This window comes from Streptomyces sp. NPDC026062 (genome assembly GCF_055568375.1).
Genome location: NZ_JBVHOQ010000004.1, coordinates 23638 through 41956, shown reverse-complemented (window position 1 = coordinate 41956; position 18319 = coordinate 23638). Strand labels below are relative to the sequence as shown.

General features: G+C 68.5%; 17 protein-coding genes. 11 read left to right on the top strand and 6 right to left on the bottom strand.

Annotated features, from left to right (window positions below):
- Positions 1–50 precede the first annotated feature (50 nt).
- The 4 genes from rhaI to ACZ4LX_RS04840 form a co-directional block, all read right to left on the bottom strand.
- On the bottom strand, positions 51–1217 hold the full coding sequence (rhaI, locus tag ACZ4LX_RS04855; RefSeq protein WP_467639788.1) for an L-rhamnose isomerase: 1167 nt from the start codon (positions 1215–1217) through the stop codon (positions 51–53).
- Between the two features lie 338 nt (positions 1218–1555).
- Positions 1556–1783 (bottom strand): hypothetical protein, encoded by a 228-nt coding sequence (locus tag ACZ4LX_RS04850; RefSeq protein ID WP_467639791.1) that lies wholly within the window; start codon positions 1781–1783, stop codon positions 1556–1558.
- 89 nt (positions 1784–1872) lie between these two features.
- Entirely contained in the window at positions 1873–2364 is a 492-nt protein-coding gene (locus tag ACZ4LX_RS04845; protein ID WP_467639793.1) for a hypothetical protein, read from the bottom strand.
- 60 nt (positions 2365–2424) lie between these two features.
- Entirely contained in the window at positions 2425–3795 is a 1371-nt protein-coding gene (locus tag ACZ4LX_RS04840) for an FAD-binding oxidoreductase (protein WP_467639795.1), read from the bottom strand.
- A 244-nt stretch (positions 3796–4039) separates the two neighbouring features.
- On the opposite strand from ACZ4LX_RS04840, the gene ACZ4LX_RS04835 reads away from it, so the two are divergent.
- On the top strand, positions 4040–4867 hold the full coding sequence (locus ACZ4LX_RS04835; protein WP_467639922.1) for a pentapeptide repeat-containing protein: 828 nt from the start codon (positions 4040–4042) through the stop codon (positions 4865–4867).
- A 15-nt stretch (positions 4868–4882) separates the two neighbouring features.
- On the opposite strand, the gene ACZ4LX_RS04830 is transcribed toward ACZ4LX_RS04835, so the two are convergent.
- Positions 4883–5407: an SRPBCC family protein gene (locus ACZ4LX_RS04830; RefSeq protein WP_467639798.1), complete on the bottom strand. Its 525-nt coding sequence runs from the start codon at positions 5405–5407 to the stop codon at positions 4883–4885.
- 226 nt (positions 5408–5633) lie between these two features.
- Here ACZ4LX_RS04830 and ACZ4LX_RS04825 point away from each other — a divergent pair, with 226 nt between their 5' ends.
- Positions 5634–6983, top strand: coding sequence for a radical SAM protein (locus ACZ4LX_RS04825; protein WP_467639800.1), 1350 nt, complete (start codon positions 5634–5636; stop codon positions 6981–6983).
- Positions 6984–7447: 464 nt separating this feature from the next.
- Here ACZ4LX_RS04825 and ACZ4LX_RS04820 read toward each other — a convergent pair whose 3' ends face one another.
- Positions 7448–8170 carry an NADPH-dependent F420 reductase gene (locus ACZ4LX_RS04820; RefSeq protein ID WP_467639802.1) on the bottom strand — a complete coding sequence of 241 codons (723 nt, stop codon included), beginning with the start codon at positions 8168–8170 and terminating at the stop codon, positions 7448–7450.
- 129 nt (positions 8171–8299) lie between these two features.
- On the opposite strand from ACZ4LX_RS04820, the gene ACZ4LX_RS04815 reads away from it, so the two are divergent.
- The 9 genes from ACZ4LX_RS04815 (at position 8300) to ACZ4LX_RS04775 (ending at position 18231) form a co-directional block, all read left to right on the top strand.
- Positions 8300–8854 carry a GH25 family lysozyme gene (locus tag ACZ4LX_RS04815; RefSeq protein ID WP_467639804.1) on the top strand — a complete coding sequence of 185 codons (555 nt, stop codon included), beginning with the start codon at positions 8300–8302 and terminating at the stop codon, positions 8852–8854.
- A 123-nt stretch (positions 8855–8977) separates the two neighbouring features.
- Positions 8978–10003: an alcohol dehydrogenase AdhP gene (gene adhP / locus ACZ4LX_RS04810; RefSeq protein WP_467639807.1), complete on the top strand. Its 1026-nt coding sequence runs from the start codon at positions 8978–8980 to the stop codon at positions 10001–10003.
- Between the two features lie 58 nt (positions 10004–10061).
- The gene (locus ACZ4LX_RS04805) at positions 10062–10532 is read left to right on the top strand and encodes a MarR family winged helix-turn-helix transcriptional regulator (protein ID WP_467639810.1); all 471 of its coding nucleotides are present in this window, start codon (positions 10062–10064) and stop codon (positions 10530–10532) included.
- A gap of 35 nt (positions 10533–10567) precedes the next feature.
- Positions 10568–10837 (top strand): hypothetical protein, encoded by a 270-nt coding sequence (locus ACZ4LX_RS04800; RefSeq protein ID WP_467639813.1) that lies wholly within the window; start codon positions 10568–10570, stop codon positions 10835–10837.
- A 615-nt stretch (positions 10838–11452) separates the two neighbouring features.
- Positions 11453–12586, top strand: a complete 1134-nt coding sequence (gene chvE, locus ACZ4LX_RS04795) for a multiple monosaccharide ABC transporter substrate-binding protein (protein WP_467639816.1) — start codon at positions 11453–11455, stop codon at positions 12584–12586.
- Complete coding sequence (gene mmsA / locus ACZ4LX_RS04790) at positions 12583–14151, top strand: multiple monosaccharide ABC transporter ATP-binding protein (RefSeq protein ID WP_467639819.1); 1569 nt, start codon at positions 12583–12585, stop codon at positions 14149–14151. The genes chvE and mmsA overlap by 4 nt, the downstream gene beginning before the upstream one ends.
- 5 nt (positions 14152–14156) lie before the next feature.
- Complete coding sequence (gene mmsB, locus ACZ4LX_RS04785) at positions 14157–15392, top strand: multiple monosaccharide ABC transporter permease (RefSeq protein WP_467639822.1); 1236 nt, start codon at positions 14157–14159, stop codon at positions 15390–15392.
- 25 nt (positions 15393–15417) lie between these two features.
- A complete protein-coding gene (locus ACZ4LX_RS04780) occupies positions 15418–16587 on the top strand; it encodes an aldose epimerase family protein (protein WP_467639825.1) in 1170 nt (389 codons plus the stop codon).
- Positions 16588–16698: 111 nt separating this feature from the next.
- Positions 16699–18231, top strand: a complete 1533-nt coding sequence (locus ACZ4LX_RS04775) for a carboxylesterase/lipase family protein (RefSeq protein WP_467639828.1) — start codon at positions 16699–16701, stop codon at positions 18229–18231.
- The last annotated feature ends 88 nt before the right edge of the window (positions 18232–18319 follow it).

The following is an 18319-nucleotide window of genomic DNA, read 5'->3' as shown; positions in this document are numbered from 1 at the left end:
GGGCCGTCGGGGTGTGGCCGACGGGCGGCGGTGTACGGGCGCGACCGGAGTCAGGCGCCCCAGCCGGCCTGGGTACCCCCCACCCGGGCTGCGGCGATGCGCTCCTGATTGCCGGAAGCGAGGTAGGCGGCGAACGGGTCGCGAGCCAGCCCCTGTTCCTCCCGCACATCGGCCAGCAGCGGCCGCACATCGGTGTTGTAGGCGTCCATCAGCACGGCGTTCGACGCGAGCACATCGCCGGACGTCTGCGCGGCGACGAGAGCGTCCCCGTCGACCAGCAGGGCCTTGGCCGTCGCCTCCTGGACATTGGCGACCGACCGGATCACCGCGGGGATCTTCGCCTCGATGTTGTGGCACTGGTCGAGCATGAAATTGACGTTGGCACCGGAGCGGAGACCACCGTTCTTGACGACCTCGTGCATGATCCTGAAGAGCTGGAACGGGTCGGCGGCCCCGACCATCAGATCGTCGTCCGCATAGAAGCGGGAGTTGAAGTCGAACGCGCCGAGCCGTCCTTCCCGGAGCAGCAGGGCGACGATGAACTCGATGTTCGTTCCGGGGGCGTGGTGCCCGGTGTCCACGACCACCTGCGCCTTCGGGCCGAGCTTGAGGCAGTGCGCGTACGCCGTGCCCCAGTCGGGCACATCCGTGGTGTAGAAGGCCGGTTCGAAGAGCTTGTACTCCAGCAGCATCCGCTGGTCGTCGCCGAGCCGTTCGTACACCTCCGCCAGGGCCTCGGCCAGCCGGTCCTGACGGGCAACGATGTCGTCCTGCCCCGGATAGTTCGTACCGTCGGAGAACCACAGCTTGAGATCGGGCGACCCCGTCGCGTCCATGATGTCGACGCACTCCAGCAGATGGTCGGTCGCCTTGCGCCGCACCGCCGCATCGGGATGGGTGACCGAGCCGAGCTTGAAGTCGTCGTCCTGGAAGACATTGGAGTTGATGGCACCGATCCGCAGCCCGAGGCCCTCGGCGTGGCGGGTGAGCGCGGCGTAGTCCGCGACCTTGTCCCAGGGAATGTGCAACGACACCTTCGGGGCGACGCCGGTGAACGTGTGGACCTGCGCCGCGTCCTCCATCTTCTCGAACGGGTCGCGCGGCACCCCGGGCTGCGCGAACACTTTGAAACGGGTCCCCGAATTGCCGTATCCCCACGACGGGGTCTCGATCACCTGAGACTTCAGGGCTGCCTTGACGGCCGACACATCAGACATGAACACCTCGTGAGCAGAGTTACCTGACGACCGTGATCGTCAGAATGAAGTGAATCGTTTCATCCATGCGTACGCTAGGTATGGCGACGCTCGCTAGTCAAGCCGTCAGAGGGTGTTCATCTGGGTTGGAGGCAGGTTGAATCAATTCACCACGGATCGGGGCGTCACGGCCGAAGACGGGCCCGGCCAGCCCGGAAATCCGGGGTGGCCGGGCCCGTCGGACGCGGTGAACGGCCGTCCGGAAGCCGGTGGGCAGCCATCGCACGCGGCCCGGGGAGCAGATGACAGCCGTGGGGGCCCGGCCGCCTGCCGTGCGGCAGTCCTGCGGACGGCACGGTTCAGTGCCCACTGCCCGACATGCTGGGCCTCAGTGAGCGGACGAGGTCGAAGAAGCGCGACTCATTGCCGGAGAGGCCCGCGCGACGCAGCGCGCCGTCCGCTTCCTCGATCGGTGAGGCGAGCAACGGCATGTACAGCGGGGCCTGGTCCGGATCGGAGAGCGCCGCCCGCGTCGCCTCCAGTAAGCGGACGTACGCCTGCGCCGCGGCGAGTTCGTCATTGCGCATCTCAGCATCTCCCGGTCAGAGGTGTCGGACCCACAAGCATCCCTCATGGGTCTGACAACAGGTCCTCGGCGACGGCTGGAGCGCGTTTCCTATCGGCTGTCCGGCCGAGCCGTACCCGCCGGCGGCTCCACCTCCAGGAACCGGCGCCGGCGCGGCCCGCGGTACATCAGGGCGGTCCAGCCCAACTCCCGCAGAACCGCCGCGCAGCGGGTCAGCTCACCCTCCTCCGCCTGCGCCGCCCCGCTGCCCGGCGGACCGAGCCACTCCACCCGTGCGGTGCCGGGCGAGTCTCCCGCGGTCACCCGGAAACCCGTCGCCGTACGCAGGCCCGACGCGTCGACGGCCGAGGCGGCCGGCCCCGAAGCCTCCAGGGCAAGGGCAACGGCCCTTACCGGACTGTGCAGTTCCCATTCCGCCGGCACCGACTCCGGCTCCGGGTGCCCCGTGTTCGTGAGGTGCCGGATCTGGAGCAGTCCCGCGAAGGCGGTACGCACCGAGGCGGCCCTCCGCTCGGACGGCACCGGGAACGGGGGACCGTCCCCGGTGGCCGGTTCGAAACCGGTCTCTTCCTCGGTGCTCATCCGACTCCCCTTCGCCGTGCCGCCCGAGTGCCAGTGTGCGCCGCCCCACTGACAACCGGGTCACGCGCCCCCGAGCACCTTGCCCGGGTTGAGGATGCCGTGGGGATCGAGTGCCGTCTTCACCGCGTGATGCATGCCGAGCACCGCCGGGCCCAGTTCCCTGTTCATGCCGCGCATCTTCAGCAGCCCCACCCCGTGTTCACCGGTGACCGTGCCGCCGAGCGCGATCGCGTCGTCCAGGATGTCCTCGAAGGCGAGCTGGGCGCGGGCGCGCGCGGCTTCGTCCCCCGGCGGTGTGATGATCAGGGGATGGAGATTGCCGTCTCCCGCGTGCGCGATGTTGGCGACGAGAATGTCGTGCCGGGCAGCCGTCCGCTCGATCCGGGCCAGCATCTCCGGCACCGCGGTCCGCGGCACACAGACGTCCTCGGTCAGCACCGGGCCGAGCCGCTCCAGCGCGGGATAGGCCAGCCGCCTGGCCTGGAACAGCGCGTCCGCCTCCTGCTGGTCCGTGGAGACCGCGGCCCAGGTGGCACCCGCACGCTCGAAGCAGTCACGGACGAGTTCGGCCTCGGCGTCCCCCTCGGCGCCCGGTGTGTCGACACGGCCGAGCAGGACCACGTCGGCGTCCGCGGAGAGGCCCATCTTCTTCCAGGCGTCGACCGCGGCCAGACAGTGACGGTCGACGAGTTCGAGGGCCGAGGGGATGACGCCCGACGCGGTCACGGCGCTCACCGCCTCACCGGCGGCGACCACGGAGGAGAAGTATCCCGCCACGGTCCGCTCCTGGAGCCGCGCCGGCCGCAGCCGCACCGTGATCTCCGTAATCACCCCGAGCGTGCCCTCGGAACCCACCATCAGCCCCGCCAGGTCGTATCCCGCCACGCCCTTGGCGGTCCTGCGCCCGAGCGAGACGACTTCGCCGAGTCCGTTGACGACCTCCAGCCCCAGGACGTAGTCGCGTGTCACGCCGTACTTGACGCAGCACATGCCCCCGGCGTTGGTCGCGACGTTCCCGCCGATGGTGGACCAGGGCGAACTCGCCGGATCCGGCGGGTACCACAGTCCGTGCTCAGCGCTCGCCGCACGCAGATCGTCGTTGACCACACCCGGCTGGACGACGGCCAGCCGCTCCGCGCGGTCGATGGTGACGACGCGGTTCATGTCCTCGAAGGACAGGACGATCGCCCCGTCGACTGCGTTCGCGCCCCCGGACAGACCCGTGCCGGCGCCGCGCGGAACCAGCGGAATGCGATGGGTGACGCAGTGGCGCACCACGTCCCGCACCTCTTCGGTGTTCTGCGGGCGCACCACGGCCAGCGGAGTGCCGTACGGCGCCCACTCGGCCTCGTCGTGCTGGTACCGGGCCAGGCCCGCCGGATCGGTCAGGACCCGTTGGGCCGGAATGCTGTCGACCGGTGCGTTCGCCACGATGGTGGCCACCTCCCAAAAGATGTATTACCCATCATTATGGTCCGCCGTTCACCGGACGGCGGGGGCGGTCCCGGTCCGAGGAGGCGGGCCGCCGGATCGGCCGTCCGAAGCGGCACCTTGTGGCCGGGCGCAACACCGGACATCGGTAGGCTCGACCACTCATGGACCACGTACACCCAAAAGGACCCCACGTACCGTGCCAGACAACGAACGAGTCCCCGGCACCGACGGCGCGGAACGCATGAGTGGCGCGGATGGCACAGCCCGCCCGGCTCTGCGCGCCGACTGCGGGAACTGCTTCGGACTGTGCTGCGTCGCACTGACCCTCACCCGGTCCGCGGACTTCGCCATCAACAAGGACGCCGGCAAGCCCTGCCGCAACCTCCAGGAGGACTTCCGCTGCGGCATCCACACCAGGCTGCGCAGCGAAGGCTTCGCCGGATGCACCGTGTACGACTGCTTCGGCGCGGGCCAGAAGGTGTCGGTTGAGATCTTCGGCGGACAGGACTGGCGTACCGCCCCCGAGAGCGCCCAGCGGATGTTCCAGGTCTTCCCGGTCGTGCGACAGCTCCACGAACTCCTCTGGTACCTCACGGAGGCGGTGTCCCTGGCAGCCGCCCGCTCCCTCCACGGCGAGATCCGGCGCACCCTGGAAGAGACCGAACGTCTCACCCGCCTCGACGCCGATGCCTTCGCCGGCCTGGACGTGGCAGCGCACCGGGACGAGGTTGCCGCGCTGCTGGCACGTACCAGCGAACTCGTGCGCGCCACCGCGCCCCGCAAGAAGAAGCGCAGCCACCGTGGTGCGGACCTCATCGCCGCACGCCTCGGGGGAGCGGATCTCCGGGGCGCCGATCTTCGCGGCGCCTGTCTCATCGCTGCGGACCTCTCCGGCGCCGATCTCCGGCTGGCCGATCTCATCGGCGCCGACTTCCGCGACGCCGACCTGTCCGGCGCCGACCTGACCGGCGCCCTCTTCCTGACGCAGTCCCAGCTCAACGCCGCAAGGGGCAGTGACACCACCCGGCTCCCTCCCTCGCTCAGCCGCCCGGCGCACTGGGAGAAGTGACGGGCCGCCATCACGTCATGTCTGAGGGGCCTCGTCGGCCGACGAGGTCTCCAGCGCCTCCTTCAGGCGCTCAAGCGTGGTGCGGATGTTGCCGCGCTGGAACTCGCCGAAGGTGTGCCCCCGGGTTGCCGCGCGGTCGAAGGCGTTGGCCAGGAAGTCCGGCCAGGCGCGGCGGTCGTCGGTCCAGATCTCGGTGACCCTGGTGCCGCCCTCCACGGCCTCGAAGCGGTACTCCCAGGTGGCGATGGACCCCGGCAGCAGCGGACGCCGGGCGCCGATGGCGTGGACACGGAAGGCGAACCGCTCACCGGGGTCGGCCGCCGTCACCGTGCACCGGGTCGTCCAGCGCATGGCTCCGCGCCTGTTCCGGCCCTCGAAGACCATCCCGACGTACGCGCCCCGGCGCTCCCCGAGCACCTTCGCGCCTCTGTTCTCCGGACTCCAGCGCCCCATCGCCGTCGGGTCACTCAACCGGTCGTAGACAAACGAGGGAGCGGCGCGAACAACGATGCTGCCGGACACGGACATCGTGCGGGCCATGAGGCACTTCCGATCCGCGGCCGACTGCGGCTACCACCGGGGCGTCGGAACGGCCGCACGGCCGACGGGCTCCCGGGCCCCACACCTTACTCACCGGTCACATATGGTCGGACGGCAGGATCCGGCCGTTCCGGCGGACCGAAGCGCGAACGCTTCGTCCCTCTGGTTCGTTGGACGGAACGGCGTATCCGAAACACCCTCGACGACCGGACCCAGGAGCCCGCACATGCCCAGCCGTACTGACCCCGGCAGCACCGACACGAGCCGCACCCGTCTGATCGAGCGGCTCATGGAGCAGTTCCCGCACGTACCGCGGGAGGCCGTCATCAAGGAGGACCTGCTGCGCGGCGGTGTGGCCTTCGACGAGTCCGCGCTCAGCGACAACGAGGACGGTGACGTCAAGCCGAAGTCGTACTTCATCTTCTCCTTCGACCACGGCACCCTCCCCGAGCTCGGCGCGGCCGCGTTGCGTCGGCCGCCCGAGGAGATCGTCCTCACCGGCGGTCCGTACGAACTGCGGCGCACCGTTGTGTCCGTGCGGGTCAACCCGGCGTCCCCCTACCGTGTGGCGGCCGACGCCGAAGGCGTGCTCGGCCTCCATCTCGACGGCCGACGGATCTCCGACGTCGGGCTGCCGCCCATGCCGGACTACTACCGCCACACCCTCGGCAACGGCAAGTCGGTCATGGAGGTCGCGCCCACCATCCAGTGGGGATACCTGGTCTACCTCACGGTCTTCCGCGTCTGCCAGTACTTCGGCGCGAAGGAGGAGTGCCAGTACTGCGACATCAACCACAACTGGCGCCAGCACAAGGCCGCGGGACGTCCGTACACCGGAGTGAAGCCCGTCGAGGAGGTCCTGGAGGCACTGGCCATCATCGACCGCTACGACACGGCGAAGACCTCCACGGCCTACACCCTCACCGGCGGCGCCATCACCTCTCACATCGGCGGACGCGACGAGGCCGACTTCTACGGCCAGTACGCCAAGGCCATCGAGGAACGCTTCCCCGGCCGCTGGATCGGCAAGGTCGTCGCCCAGGCTCTGCCCAAGTCCGACGTCCAGCGTTTCCACGACTACGGCGTGCAGATCTACCACCCCAACTACGAGGTGTGGGACCGCCGACTGTTCGAGCTCTACTGCCCGGGCAAGGAGCGCTACGTCGGTCGTGACGAATGGCACCGCCGCATCCTGGACTCCGCCGACGTCTTCGGCGCGCGCAACGTCATTCCCAACTTCGTCGCAGGTGTGGAGATGGCCGAGCCGTTCGGTTTCACCACGGTGAAGGAGGCGATCGACTCCACCACCGAAGGGCTCCGGTTCTTCATGTCGCACGGCATCACCCCGCGCTTCACCACCTGGTGCCCCGAACCGACAACACCGCTGGGCAAGACCAATCCGGACGGTGCGCCGCTGGAGTACCACATCCGACTGCTGGACGCCTACCGCTCGACAATGGAGGAGTACGGACTCAGCTCGCCTCCCGGCTACGGACCGCCCGGCCCGGGGCGCGCGGTGTTCTCGGTGAGTTCGTTCATGGACAGTCTGCCGCCTCGTGAGGAGGAACCGGCCTGATGGCTGTACCGCCAGGAATTGCGGGACGGCCCTTTAGCCCGTTCTTTGTCTTGCGGTTGAAGTGTGGTGATGGTGATTTGCCTCCGAGGCCCACTCTGTACCAGGAACCGACCCCCGTCGGCGGTTGCCTCGAGCGACGGCACCCCGATCGCGTGTCAGCGGTCCGGCAGCGGGCCCATGGCCATCCTGGTGTCCTCGGCACCGGCCGACCGCCCCGACACCAAGAAGCTCGTCGGCCTCTCCGCACTTCCTCGTCGTCCACTGTGACCGCCGCAGCCGGGGCGCCAGTGGTGATAGTGCCCTCTGCACGGTGCTGCTTGAGATCGACGACATCGCGGCGCTGATCGGGCATGTGGGCGGTTCTGCCCCGGTGTTCGGCAGTTCGTCTGCGGTCTGCGTCCTGACGGCTGGCTCGGGGCCGTGCGGCAGGAGCTCGCTACTGCCGCACGGCCCCGAGCCAGCCGTCAGGCGCGCCACTCGGCGGTCCGCTCGGCGGAAGCCGCGGCGAGGGCCTTCTCGATCGCCGCTGCATCACCCCGATTGCCGTAGACCGGCGTGCCCGGCTGCTGCCGCCACGAATCGGCGAGCCCGCCGGCGTCCACCGTGTCGAAGCCCAGTTCGTCGATCAGTTCACGGACCGTCTGCTTGGCGGCCACGTCGTCCCCGGCCACCGGCAGTGCCTGCCGGGCATCCGCGCCTTTGGGCAGGCCGTTGGCGAGGATGTCCTGCGCGTACGTTCCATTGAAGGCCTTGATGACGGGGTGGCCGATCTGATCCTGTGTCCACAGGCTCTCCGGCTGGCCGTCCTCGATCGCGGCGATCCGGCCGTCGCGCTCGCGGGGGTAGTAGTTCCCCGTATCGATCACGGCGAAGCCCTCCGCGGCACCGTCGAGGAATCCGGCGGGCAGAGCGGGCACGGCCTTGAGCGGAACGGTGACGACCACGACCTGGGCGCCGTTCGCGGCCTCGGCGGCGGTGGCCGCGGTGGCGCCGGTTTCCTCCGCCAGGGCGGTCAGTGTCTCAGGGCCGCGCGAGTTGGCGACGGACACCTCGTGGCCGAGCGCGGTGAGGCGCCGGGTGAGGTTGCCACCGATGTTTCCTGCCCCGATGATGCCGATCTTCATGGATACGACCTTCCGATCATGCAAGCGGTACGTGCAACATGTCTCGCCGGTTCTCCAACTCATCTCTCCCGGAAGCTATTCCGCGCGAGGGCGAAAGGTTTTTCCGCCGTTCGGAAGGATGGGACCCACCGGCTGAGGGAACGTAAGAGAGCAGGAAGCGGAATCTCTCCGACCCTTCGTAAGGCGGTGCCCATGCTGCACGGTGTCGACGTCAGCGCGTATCAGTCGTCCTTTGGCACGGACGGCCTTGATTTCGTCTTCATCAAGGCCACGGAAGGCCGCTCGTATGTCAATCCACGTCTGACATCGCAGACGAAGCGGGCTCGGGACGCGGAATGCGTGGTCGGGTTCTACCATTTCCTGTGGCCCGGGAACATCACGGCGCAGGCGGAGTACTTCCTGAGCAAGGCGCCGGAAAAGTCGGGCGAGCTGCTGGCCGTCGACTGGGAGCAGAACGGGGAGGGCACCCGTCCGAGCAATGCGGAGAAGGACCGGTTCATCCGCGAGGTCAAACGACTGCGGCCGCACCACAAGGTCCTGCTCTACTGCAACCGGTACTTCTGGCTGCACCACGACACCACGTCGTACGCCGGGGACGGCCTCTGGATCGCCGACTACGTCAGCGCGGGAAAGCCGCGTATCAAGGCATCCTGGCGCATTCACCAGTACACCGACCAGCCGCTCGACAAGGACGTCGCGGCCTTCTCCTCGCGGGCGGCCATGCGCGCGTGGGCGCGGGGGAAGTGACTGGCTGGGCAGGAGAAAAAGAGCGAGAATCAGACAATCGAAATACTCTGTTTCGAGGCTTGTGTGAATCGGGCTGCGCGAACCGAGCCGGCCGGAGGAGCGCATCGAAGTGGAGGAGTGCCCATGAGAGCCGCCGTCGTCCGCAGCTTCAACGAGCCCCTGGTCGTCGAGGACAGGCCGGTACCCACGCCGGCCGGACCTCAGGTCCTGGTTCGCATGGAGGCCTCCGGGCTGTGCCATACGGATATCCACGCGGCCCAGGGGGACTGGCCTGTCAAACCGAGTCCGCCGTTCGTCCCCGGCCACGAGGGCATCGGGATCGTCGAGGCGACAGGGGACCAGGTCAGCCATCTCGCGGTGGGGGACCGGGTGGCCATCCCGTGGCTCGGTGAAGCGTGCGGACACTGTGACCACTGTGTCTCAGGGTGGGAGACGCTCTGCCTGGCGCAGCAGAACAGCGGCTACTCGGTCGACGGCAGCCATGCCGAGTACGCCCTTGCCCACGGCACGTACGTCGTGCCCGTGCCCGACGGCATCGACCCGCTCGACGCGGCGCCCCTGACGTGTGCGGGTGTCACCACGTACAAGGCAGTCAAGCTCTCCGGGGCGCGGCCCGGGACCCGGGCCCTCATCTCCGGGATCGGCGGCCTGGGGCATCTCGCTCTGCAGTACGCGCGGATCTTCGGCGCGGAGACCATCGCCGTCGACGTGACGGACGAGAAGCTGGCCCTCGCCAAGGAGTTGGGCGCCGACCATGTGATCGACGCACGCGTCCAGGACGTTGCCGAGGAGACTCGCCGCCTGGGCGGGGCCGACGCTGCGATCTCGCTGGCCGTGAGCAATGAGTCGTTCGCGGCCGCATACGGTGCGCTGCGGAGGGGTGGCACGCTCGTTCTGGTGGCCCTTCCGGCGGAGGGAAAGCTGGAGATCCCGGTCTTCGACACCGTCCTGAACGGCACAAAGATCGTCGGTTCGATCGTCGGTACCCGGCAGGACCTGACCGAGGTGTTCCGGCTGCACCGCCTCGGCCGTACCCGTGTGGTGCGTGAGAGCCGGGACCTGGCGGACATCAACGCCTCGATCGACGCGGTTCTCAAGGGTGCGGTGTCGGGCCGCCTCGTGTTCGACATGAGCGGCGCTGCGGCGTGACGCCCACCTCGCATTGATGGGTGGGCACCCACCATGGGTGTGTGCCTACGATATACATGTGAACAAGAACGAGACGCCGCCCACTCTCCTGGGATCCACCACCTACCTCATGTCCAGGACGGGCAAGGCGGCGCGGAGCCGGATCGCCGAGCGGCTGGCCGACCGTGGCCTGCGCCTCCGGCACATGGCGGTGCTGGCCGCGCTGGTGGATTTCGGCCCCCACGCACAACGGCAGCTGGCAGAGCGACTGGCCATCGACCGCAGCGACATGGTGAGGCTCGTCGACGATCTGGGTGCGGCCGACCTGGTGGTGCGGGCACGCGACGTGACCGACCGGCGACGCGTGACCGTCACCGCCGCCCCGGCGGGCCGTGCGCTGCTCGACAGGCTCCAGGCCGACGCGAAGGCCGTGCAGGAGGATGTCCTGGCACCGTTGAACGCGCGCGAACGTGCCCAGCTCGCTGCTCTGTTGGCGCGCGTTCACCATCATCTCCAGGGCGGATCCGGGGAACAGCGGCCAGGTCGCTGACGCATTCCGTGCCCCAGGTGCGGCAGACTTCCTCGGTGACCACTGCCGCGGCTCAGCCGCCTCGTGACCGTGCGCTCGGGCGCGGAATCTCCACCCTGATCCCTCAGGCCGCGACGGCGACGCCCGCCGAACAGGCGGCGGCCGTGCTGACGGCCATGCAGAGCGTTCCGGTCCGAGTGGGTGTGCTCCAGGCGGCCGTCGTGCTGCTGGAGGAGCGGGTGCGCGCTACAAGTGACGAGGCGGAACGCGCCGCGGCGGCCACTACGGTGGCGATGCTCCGCAGTGCGATCGGCCAGGCCGGCTGACCGGGCCCGGTTGCGGCGGCTCAGCCGTTGACGGCGGTCCGCGGTGTCGGTCGGTTCCGTGCGCGTACGTGCGTGCCTGGGCGCGTACGTCGATGGTCAGTCCCGGATTCCTCCGCCGCTCTGGACGAGACCTGTCGTGCCCCGCGGTCGCGAGGAAAGCCGCTCCATGAGGACGAGGGCGGCTGTCTCGCTGAACAGACCGGCAGGTGAGTCATGAACTCCGAAGGACGGCGCATCCCGACGGTCACCTCGTAGCGGATTGTGCGTCCGCTGCGCCTCTCGGCAACAGCGCGGTGTCCCTTGAGGCGGTTGACTCCGTATCGCGAGCGCGGCGGCCGAATGCCTCCTGCCAGGCCGCGAGTTGCCTGCCGAGCCTGCGTGCGCCATTGACAGTTCCCCCGCTCTCTCACTACCGTCACGCCCACATTTCGAACGCATGACGAAATTTCGAACGACGAGGCTCAACTGCCTTGTCGTGCAAGGGAATGTCCTCAGGTGGCGGGCCTTCGAATGTTGCCACCTGTCGCGCACACCGAACTATGTCCGAGATACCGAACCATCGATGAGGGCAGCGCCGTCCGCCCAGCCGCTCCCCTCGTACCCGGAGGACCGACCATGCGCACCTCACGAACCGCGTCCGCCCCGCGCGTCGCCCGGACCGCAACGGTCCTCACCGCTCTCGCGCTCTCCGTGACCCTCGCCGCCTGCGGGCAGAGCAGCGAAGGCGGCAGCAAGGAAAAGAAGACGGGCGGCAAGAGTTCCACGATCGGGATCGCCATGCCGACCAAGTCGTCGGAGCGCTGGATCGCCGACGGCAAGAACATGGCCGCCGAGTTCGAGAAGCTCGGATACAAGACGGACCTGCAGTACGGCGAGGACGACGTCGACCAGCAGGTCTCCCAGATCGAGAACATGATCACCAAGGGGGTGGATGTCCTCGTGGTCGCCGCCATCGACGGCCGCGCCCTCAGCGATGTGCTGCACCAGGCGGGGCAGCAGGGCATCAGGGTCATCTCGTACGACCGGCTCATCCTCGGCAGCCCGGACGTCGACTACTACGCATCCTTCGACAACGAGAAGGTCGGCGAGCTCCAGGCCGGCTACATCCTCGACAAGCTCGGGCTGAAGTCCGGTGCCGAGAAGGGGCCGTTCAACATCGAGCTGTTCGCCGGGTCGCCCGACGACAACAACACGCGCTACTTCTTCCAGGGCGCCTGGAAGACGCTCAAGCCGTACATCGACAAGAAGCAGCTGGTCGTCCGCAGCAAGCAGACGAAGCTGGACCAGATCACCACGCTCCGCTGGGACGGCGGAACCGCCCAGAAGCGCATGGACGACCTGCTCACCAGCGCCTACTCATCCGCCGGCGTCGATGCTGTGCTCTCCCCGTACGACGGCATCTCGATCGGTATCATCTCCGCCCTGAAATCGGACGGATACGGCACCGGATCCAAGCCGTACCCCGTTGTCACCGGCCAGGACGCCGAGGTCGCGTCCGTGAAGTCGATCATCGCGGGGCAGCAGACACAGACCGTCTACAAGGACACCCGGGCCCTCGCCAAGCAGGCGGTCCAGATGGCCGATGCCGTACTGAACGACAAGAAGCCCGAGGTCAACGACACCACGACGTACAACAACGAGAAGAAGGTCGTCCCGTCGTTCCTGCTCGACCCGGTGAGCGTCGACAAGGCCAACTACCGCGCCGAGCTGGTCGATTCCGGCTACATCAAGGAGAGCGACCTCCGATGAAGGTCCCGACGGCCCCGGCGGCCGGCGGCGTACCCGTCCTGGAGATGCGGTCCATCGTCAAGACGTTCCCCGGTGTGAAGGCGCTCTCCGACGTCTCCCTGACCGTGGCCCAGGGCGAGGTGCACGCCATCTGCGGGGAGAACGGTGCCGGCAAGTCGACCCTGATGAAGGTCCTCAGCGGAGTGCATCCGCACGGCAGCTACGACGGCGAGATCCGGTTCAGGGGCGAGAGCTGTGCGTTCAAGGACATCCGGGCCAGCGAGGCACGCGGCATCGTGATCATTCACCAGGAACTCGCCCTGGTGCCGTACCTCTCCATCGCCGAGAACATCTTCCTCGGCAACGAACACGCCACCCGCGGCTTCATCAGCTGGAACGAGACGTTGCGCCACGCGGCCGTCCTCCTCGACCGGGTCGGTCTTCGGGAGCACCCGCAGACCAGGGTCGCGGACATCGGCGTCGGGAAGCAGCAGCTCGTCGAGATCGCCAAGGCGCTCTCCAAGAAGGTCGAACTGCTCATCCTCGACGAGCCGACCGCCGCCCTCAACGACGAGGACAGTGCCAAACTTCTCGCGCTCATCAAGGAGCTCAAGGGCCAGGGCATCTCTTCGATCATCATCTCGCACAAGCTCGGCGAGATCACGGCGGTCGCCGACTCCGTCACCGTCCTGCGCGACGGCCGCACGGTCGAAACCCTTGACGTGGGCGCCGGATCGACCACCGAGGACCGCATCATCCGAGGCATGGTCGGCCGCGACCTCGATCACCGCTTCCCCGAACGAACCCCCTACGAGGGCGCCCCCGGAGCACACCCGGCCCTGGAGATCCGGGACTGGACCGTCCACCACCCGATCGACCAGCACCGCAAGGTCGTCGACCGCGTCTCCGTGCAGGCCCGGCGCGGTGAGATCGTCGGCATCGCCGGGCTCATGGGCGCCGGCCGGACCGAACTCGCCATGAGCGTCTTCGGCCGCAGCTACGGCCGCAACATCAGCGGCACGGTCCTCAAGGACGGCAAGGAGATCCGGACCCGAAGCGTCTCCGAAGCGGTCCGCCACAAGATCGCCTACGTCACCGAGGACCGCAAACAGTACGGCCTCAACCTCATCGACACCATCGGCCGCAACATCAGCCTCGGCGCCCTGGGCAAGGTGTCGCGGCACGGGATCGTCGACGAGCACGAGGAGACCCGTGTCGCCGAGTCGTACCGCACCTCGATGAACATCAAGACCCCCACGGTCTTCGAGCAGGTGAGCCGTCTCTCCGGCGGCAACCAGCAGAAGGTCGTCCTCGGCAAATGGATCTTCGCCGGTCCCGACGTCCTCATCCTCGACGAGCCGACCCGCGGTATCGACGTCGGGGCGAAGTACGAGATCTACTCCGTCATCGACCGGCTGGCTGCCCAGGGCAAGGCCGTCGTGCTCATCTCCTCCGAACTTCCCGAGCTGCTCGGAATGTGCGACCGCATCTACACCATGGCCGCCGGCCGGCTCACCGGCGAAGTCCCGCGCGCGCAGGCCACCCAGGAGGTCCTCATGCGCCATATGACCAGCGACAAGAGGTAGCAGGAATGCCCCAGGCCCCCACCGACACCGCGCAGCGCCCGGGCAAGGAAGCCCTGGCCGCGCCCCCGACGACCGGAAGCCTCCTGCTGGACGCGGCCCGCCGCAACATGCGCCAGTACGGGATGCTCATCGCCCTCGGGCTGATCGTCGTTCTCTTCGAGATATGGACCGACGGAGTCCTCCTCAAGCCGAACAACGTCACCAACCTCGTCCTCCAGAACAGCTACATCCTGGTTCTCGCCATCGGGATGATGATCGTCATCATCGCCGGGCACATCGACCTCTCCGTCGGCTCACTGGCCGCCTTCGTCTCGGCGGCCGCCGCGGTCATGATGGTCGAGCACGACATACCCTGGGTCCTCGCGCTCGTGCTCTCACTGGCCGTCGGAGCGATCGCCGGTGCCTGGCAGGGGTTCTGGATCGCCTACGTCGGCATCCCCTCGTTCATCGTCACACTCGCCGGAATGCTGCTCTTCCGCGGCGGTACGCAGATCCTCCTCGGCAGCCGCTCGCTCGGCCCGTTCCCCGAGGGCTTCCAGAAGATCTCCACCGGATACCTCCCGGAGATCGGGCCCGAGACCAACTACCACAACCTGACCCTTCTCATGGGCTGCGCGCTGCTGGCCTTCGCCCTCCTCCAGGAGGTCCGCGACCGCCGCCGCCAGCAGCGCTACGAACTCGACGTACTGCCCAGGAACATCTTCCTCACCAAGTGCGTGGCCATGGCCGCGGCCGTACTCGCCTTCACCATGACCCTGGCCAGCTACCGGGGTGTCCCCGTCGTCCTGCTGCTGCTCGCCGTGCTGCTGATCGGTTTCGGATACATCATGCGCAACGCGATCATCGGCCGTCATGTGTACGCGCTCGGCGGCAACCGCGCCGCGGCGAAGCTCTCCGGCGTCAAGGACCAGCGCGTCACCTTCCTCGTCTTCGTCAACATGGGCGTACTGGCGGCACTCGCGGGCATTGTCTACGCGGCCCGCCTCAACGCCGGCGTACCGCAGGCCGGAACCAACTTCGAGCTGGAGGCCATCGCCGCCGCCTTCATCGGCGGAGCCTCCATGAGCGGCGGAGTCGGCACCGTCCTCGGAGCCATCATCGGCGGGCTCGTGCTCGGGGTACTCAACAACGGCATGTCGCTCGTGGGGATCGGCACCGACTACCAGCAGGTCATCAAGGGGCTGGTGCTGCTCGCCGCCGTCGGCTTCGACGTGTACAACAAACGCAAGGTCGGCTCGTAACTCCCTCCCCGTCAAGGAGTCACCCATGCCCAGCACCACCAGGCGCACCGTGCTGACGGCAGCGGCCGCCGCAGGCATCACGGCCACCGCCGCGGGAACCGCCCGCGCGGCCGAAGGCCGTCGCGGCGTACCGGGCGGCACACCGGTCAAGGAGCTCTTCGGCCGGCTCGCCGACGGCACGGCGGTGCACCGCTGGACGCTGAGCAACGGCGGAACCACGCTCAAGGTCCTCTCCTACGGCGGCGTCATCCACTCCCTGGAGACCGCCGACCGTCACGGAAGGGCCGTCAACGTCGCCCTCGGCTTCGACAACCTCGACGACTACGTCACCAAGTCGCCCTACTTCGGCGGACTGATCGGCCGCTACGGCAACCGCATCGCCGACGGCCGGTTCACCCTCGACGGCACCACCCACCAACTCCCCGTCAACGACGGCCCGAACAGCCTGCACGGCGGAGACCGGGGCTTCGACAAGCGGATCTGGGACGTCCAGCCGTTCACCCGGGGCGCGGACACAGGCCTGGTCCTCACCCGGACCAGCCCGGACGGCGAGGCCGGCTACCCCGGCACCCTGGCCGTCCGGGTCACCTACACCCTCACCCCGCGCGGCGCCTGGCGCATCGACTACGAGGCCACCACGGACCGGGCGACCGTCGTCAACCTCACCAGCCACACCTACTTCAACCTGGCGGGGGAGGGAAACGGCTCGATCGACGGCCATCTGCTGGAAATGGCTGCCGCCCGGTACACGCCGGTCGGCTCCACGCTCATCCCGACCGGCGAACTCGCCCCCGTGGCCCGCACCCCCTTCGACTTCCGCCGCGCCAGAAGCATCGGCCCACAGGCCCGCACACCGCACGGGCAGACCGTGATCGCGCAGGGAATCGACCACAACTACGTACTGGACAAAGGGCTCACGCCCCGGCCGGAGTACGCGCTCACCGTCACCCACCCCGAATCCGGCCGGGTCATGAAGATGTACACCACCGAACCCGGCACGCAGCTCTACACCGGAAACTTCCTCGACGGCACCCTCACCGGAACCTCCGGCCGCCTCTACCGACAGGGCGATGCCTTCTGCCTGGAAACCCAGCACTTTCCCGACTCGCCGAACCAGCCGTCCTTCCCCTCCACCGTGCTGCGCCCCGGCCGGACCTACCGGACGACGACCGTGCACGCGTTCTCCACCCGGTGACAGGCCCCTGGCGGTGACGGTCAATTCGTTCGCGCGGAGGCCGCCCGCTCTGTCACTGTGATCTTCGTGCCGTCCGGCGGGGGCGGGGGAGCGAAGGACGGCGGAACAGCCTTGACACGCGTCTTCGACACAGTGAGCGGCCAGGTGCGCGGACGCGCACCGGACCGAGGGGTCATCGCCGTTCTCGGCATTCCGTACGCCGAACCGCCGTTCGGAGCCGACCGTTTCCGGGAACCGCGCCCCCGGCGCGCCTGGGAAGGTGTCCGTGACTGTGTGGAGTACGGTCCCGTCGCGCCGCAGTCGGCTGAACTGCCGGGGGCACCTCGCTGGTCCCCCGGGGACGAGGACGTCCTCGGCCTCAATATCTGGACCCCGGCACCCGGCAGCGGGGCCGGTGATCGCCCGCTGCCGGTGCTCGTCTGGATCCACGGCGGGGCCTACACCTTCGGGTCGAGCGCCCAGCCGGACTTCGACGGCGTGGTGCTGGCCCGGGCAGGCCTCGTGGTGGTCACCCTCAACTACCGGGTCGGGTTCGAGGGCTTCGGCCATGTCCCGGCGGACGGCGAGGACGCCTGCCCGCCGAACCGCGGGCTTCTCGACCAGATCGCCGCGCTGGAGTGGGTGCGCGACAACATCGCGTCCTTCAGAGGAGCGCCGGACAACGTCACCGTAGCCGGACAGTCCGCCGGAGCGACGTCCGTGGCCTGCCTGATGAGCATGGACAGGGCTCGGGGGCTCTTCCGGCGGGCGATCGCGCACAGTGCCGTCGGTCCGGTCTTCTCACCGGAGCTCGCCGAGCAGCTCACACGGAAGGTGGCCACCGAGGCGGGAATCGCCGCGACGCATGCCGCTCTGGCGGCCGCGCCCCCCTCGGCGCTCCTGCGGGCATCCGACGCGGTCGTCGACGGATTCCGGCAGGGCGCTCGCTCAGGACGCCTCTCCTGGGACCCCGTCATCTACGGCCCGGTTGCCGACGGCCGTCTCCTGCGTGCCGATCCACTGGACCTGATCGGGGCCGGGGCGGCCCCGGACATCGATCTCCTTGTCTGCCACACCACCCAGGAGTACTGGCTGATGGACGCTGTCGGCAGCCTCGCCGAGGTCACCACCGAGGATGAACTCGCCCGGTTCGCCGAGGACTTCGGGCTGCCGGAATCCTTGGTGGCGGGCTATCGGCGCCTCGTGCCTGAGGCGGCCGTGCGCGATATTCACCTGGCGATGTACGGTGACCTGTCGTTCGGTGAGTACAGCAACCGGCTCGCCGTCGCGCACGCGCGGACCGGCGGACGCACCTTCCTGTCCCGCTTTGCCCGGCAACGGGGCGGATCAGGTCCGGGGGTGTATGCCTGGCACTGCGCGGACGTTCCCTTCGCTTTCGGGAACCTGGCGCAGGAGAGTGTCCAGTTCCTGATAGGAGGTCCGCCGATTCGGGCGGACCACCTTCTGTCGGACCGGATGGTCGCGGCCTGGGCCGGATTCGCGGCCACGGGCGATCCGGGGTGGGAACCTGTCGGTGCTGTCTCACCCGTCGCCGTCAGGGTCTGGGGAACGGTGGAGCCGTTCGCAGGCCCCGACTTCTGGCAGAACAGCGAGGCACTGCGCGAGCTGTGGAGCGCATTCACCTACTGTCCCGAGCTGCCCTGACTCGGTTATCCGAGTCGTTGCCGCGAGAGAGGGGCGTGGTCGGAGGTCCGGGACATCGCCGCCCGCATCACGCCGTTGCGCTGCGCTC

Coding starts and splice junctions, on each gene's coding strand:
- adhP (WP_467639807.1), top strand. CDS start 8,978: ATGAGAGCCGCCGTCGTCCGCAGCTTCAACGAGCCCCTGGTCGTCGAG.
- ACZ4LX_RS04820 (WP_467639802.1), bottom strand. CDS start 8,170: ATGAGTTGGAGAACCGGCGAGACATGTTGCACGTACCGCTTGCATGAT.
- ACZ4LX_RS04845 (WP_467639793.1), bottom strand. CDS start 2,364: ATGAGCACCGAGGAAGAGACCGGTTTCGAACCGGCCACCGGGGACGGT.
- ACZ4LX_RS04835 (WP_467639922.1), top strand. CDS start 4,040: ATGAGTGGCGCGGATGGCACAGCCCGCCCGGCTCTGCGCGCCGACTGC.
- ACZ4LX_RS04780 (WP_467639825.1), top strand. CDS start 15,418: ATGCCCAGCACCACCAGGCGCACCGTGCTGACGGCAGCGGCCGCCGCA.
- ACZ4LX_RS04815 (WP_467639804.1), top strand. CDS start 8,300: ATGCTGCACGGTGTCGACGTCAGCGCGTATCAGTCGTCCTTTGGCACG.
- chvE (WP_467639816.1), top strand. CDS start 11,453: ATGCGCACCTCACGAACCGCGTCCGCCCCGCGCGTCGCCCGGACCGCA.
- rhaI (WP_467639788.1), bottom strand. CDS start 1,217: ATGTCTGATGTGTCGGCCGTCAAGGCAGCCCTGAAGTCTCAGGTGATC.
- mmsB (WP_467639822.1), top strand. CDS start 14,157: ATGCCCCAGGCCCCCACCGACACCGCGCAGCGCCCGGGCAAGGAAGCC.
- mmsA (WP_467639819.1), top strand. CDS start 12,583: ATGAAGGTCCCGACGGCCCCGGCGGCCGGCGGCGTACCCGTCCTGGAG.
- ACZ4LX_RS04825 (WP_467639800.1), top strand. CDS start 5,634: ATGCCCAGCCGTACTGACCCCGGCAGCACCGACACGAGCCGCACCCGT.
- ACZ4LX_RS04830 (WP_467639798.1), bottom strand. CDS start 5,407: ATGGCCCGCACGATGTCCGTGTCCGGCAGCATCGTTGTTCGCGCCGCT.
- ACZ4LX_RS04850 (WP_467639791.1), bottom strand. CDS start 1,783: ATGCGCAATGACGAACTCGCCGCGGCGCAGGCGTACGTCCGCTTACTG.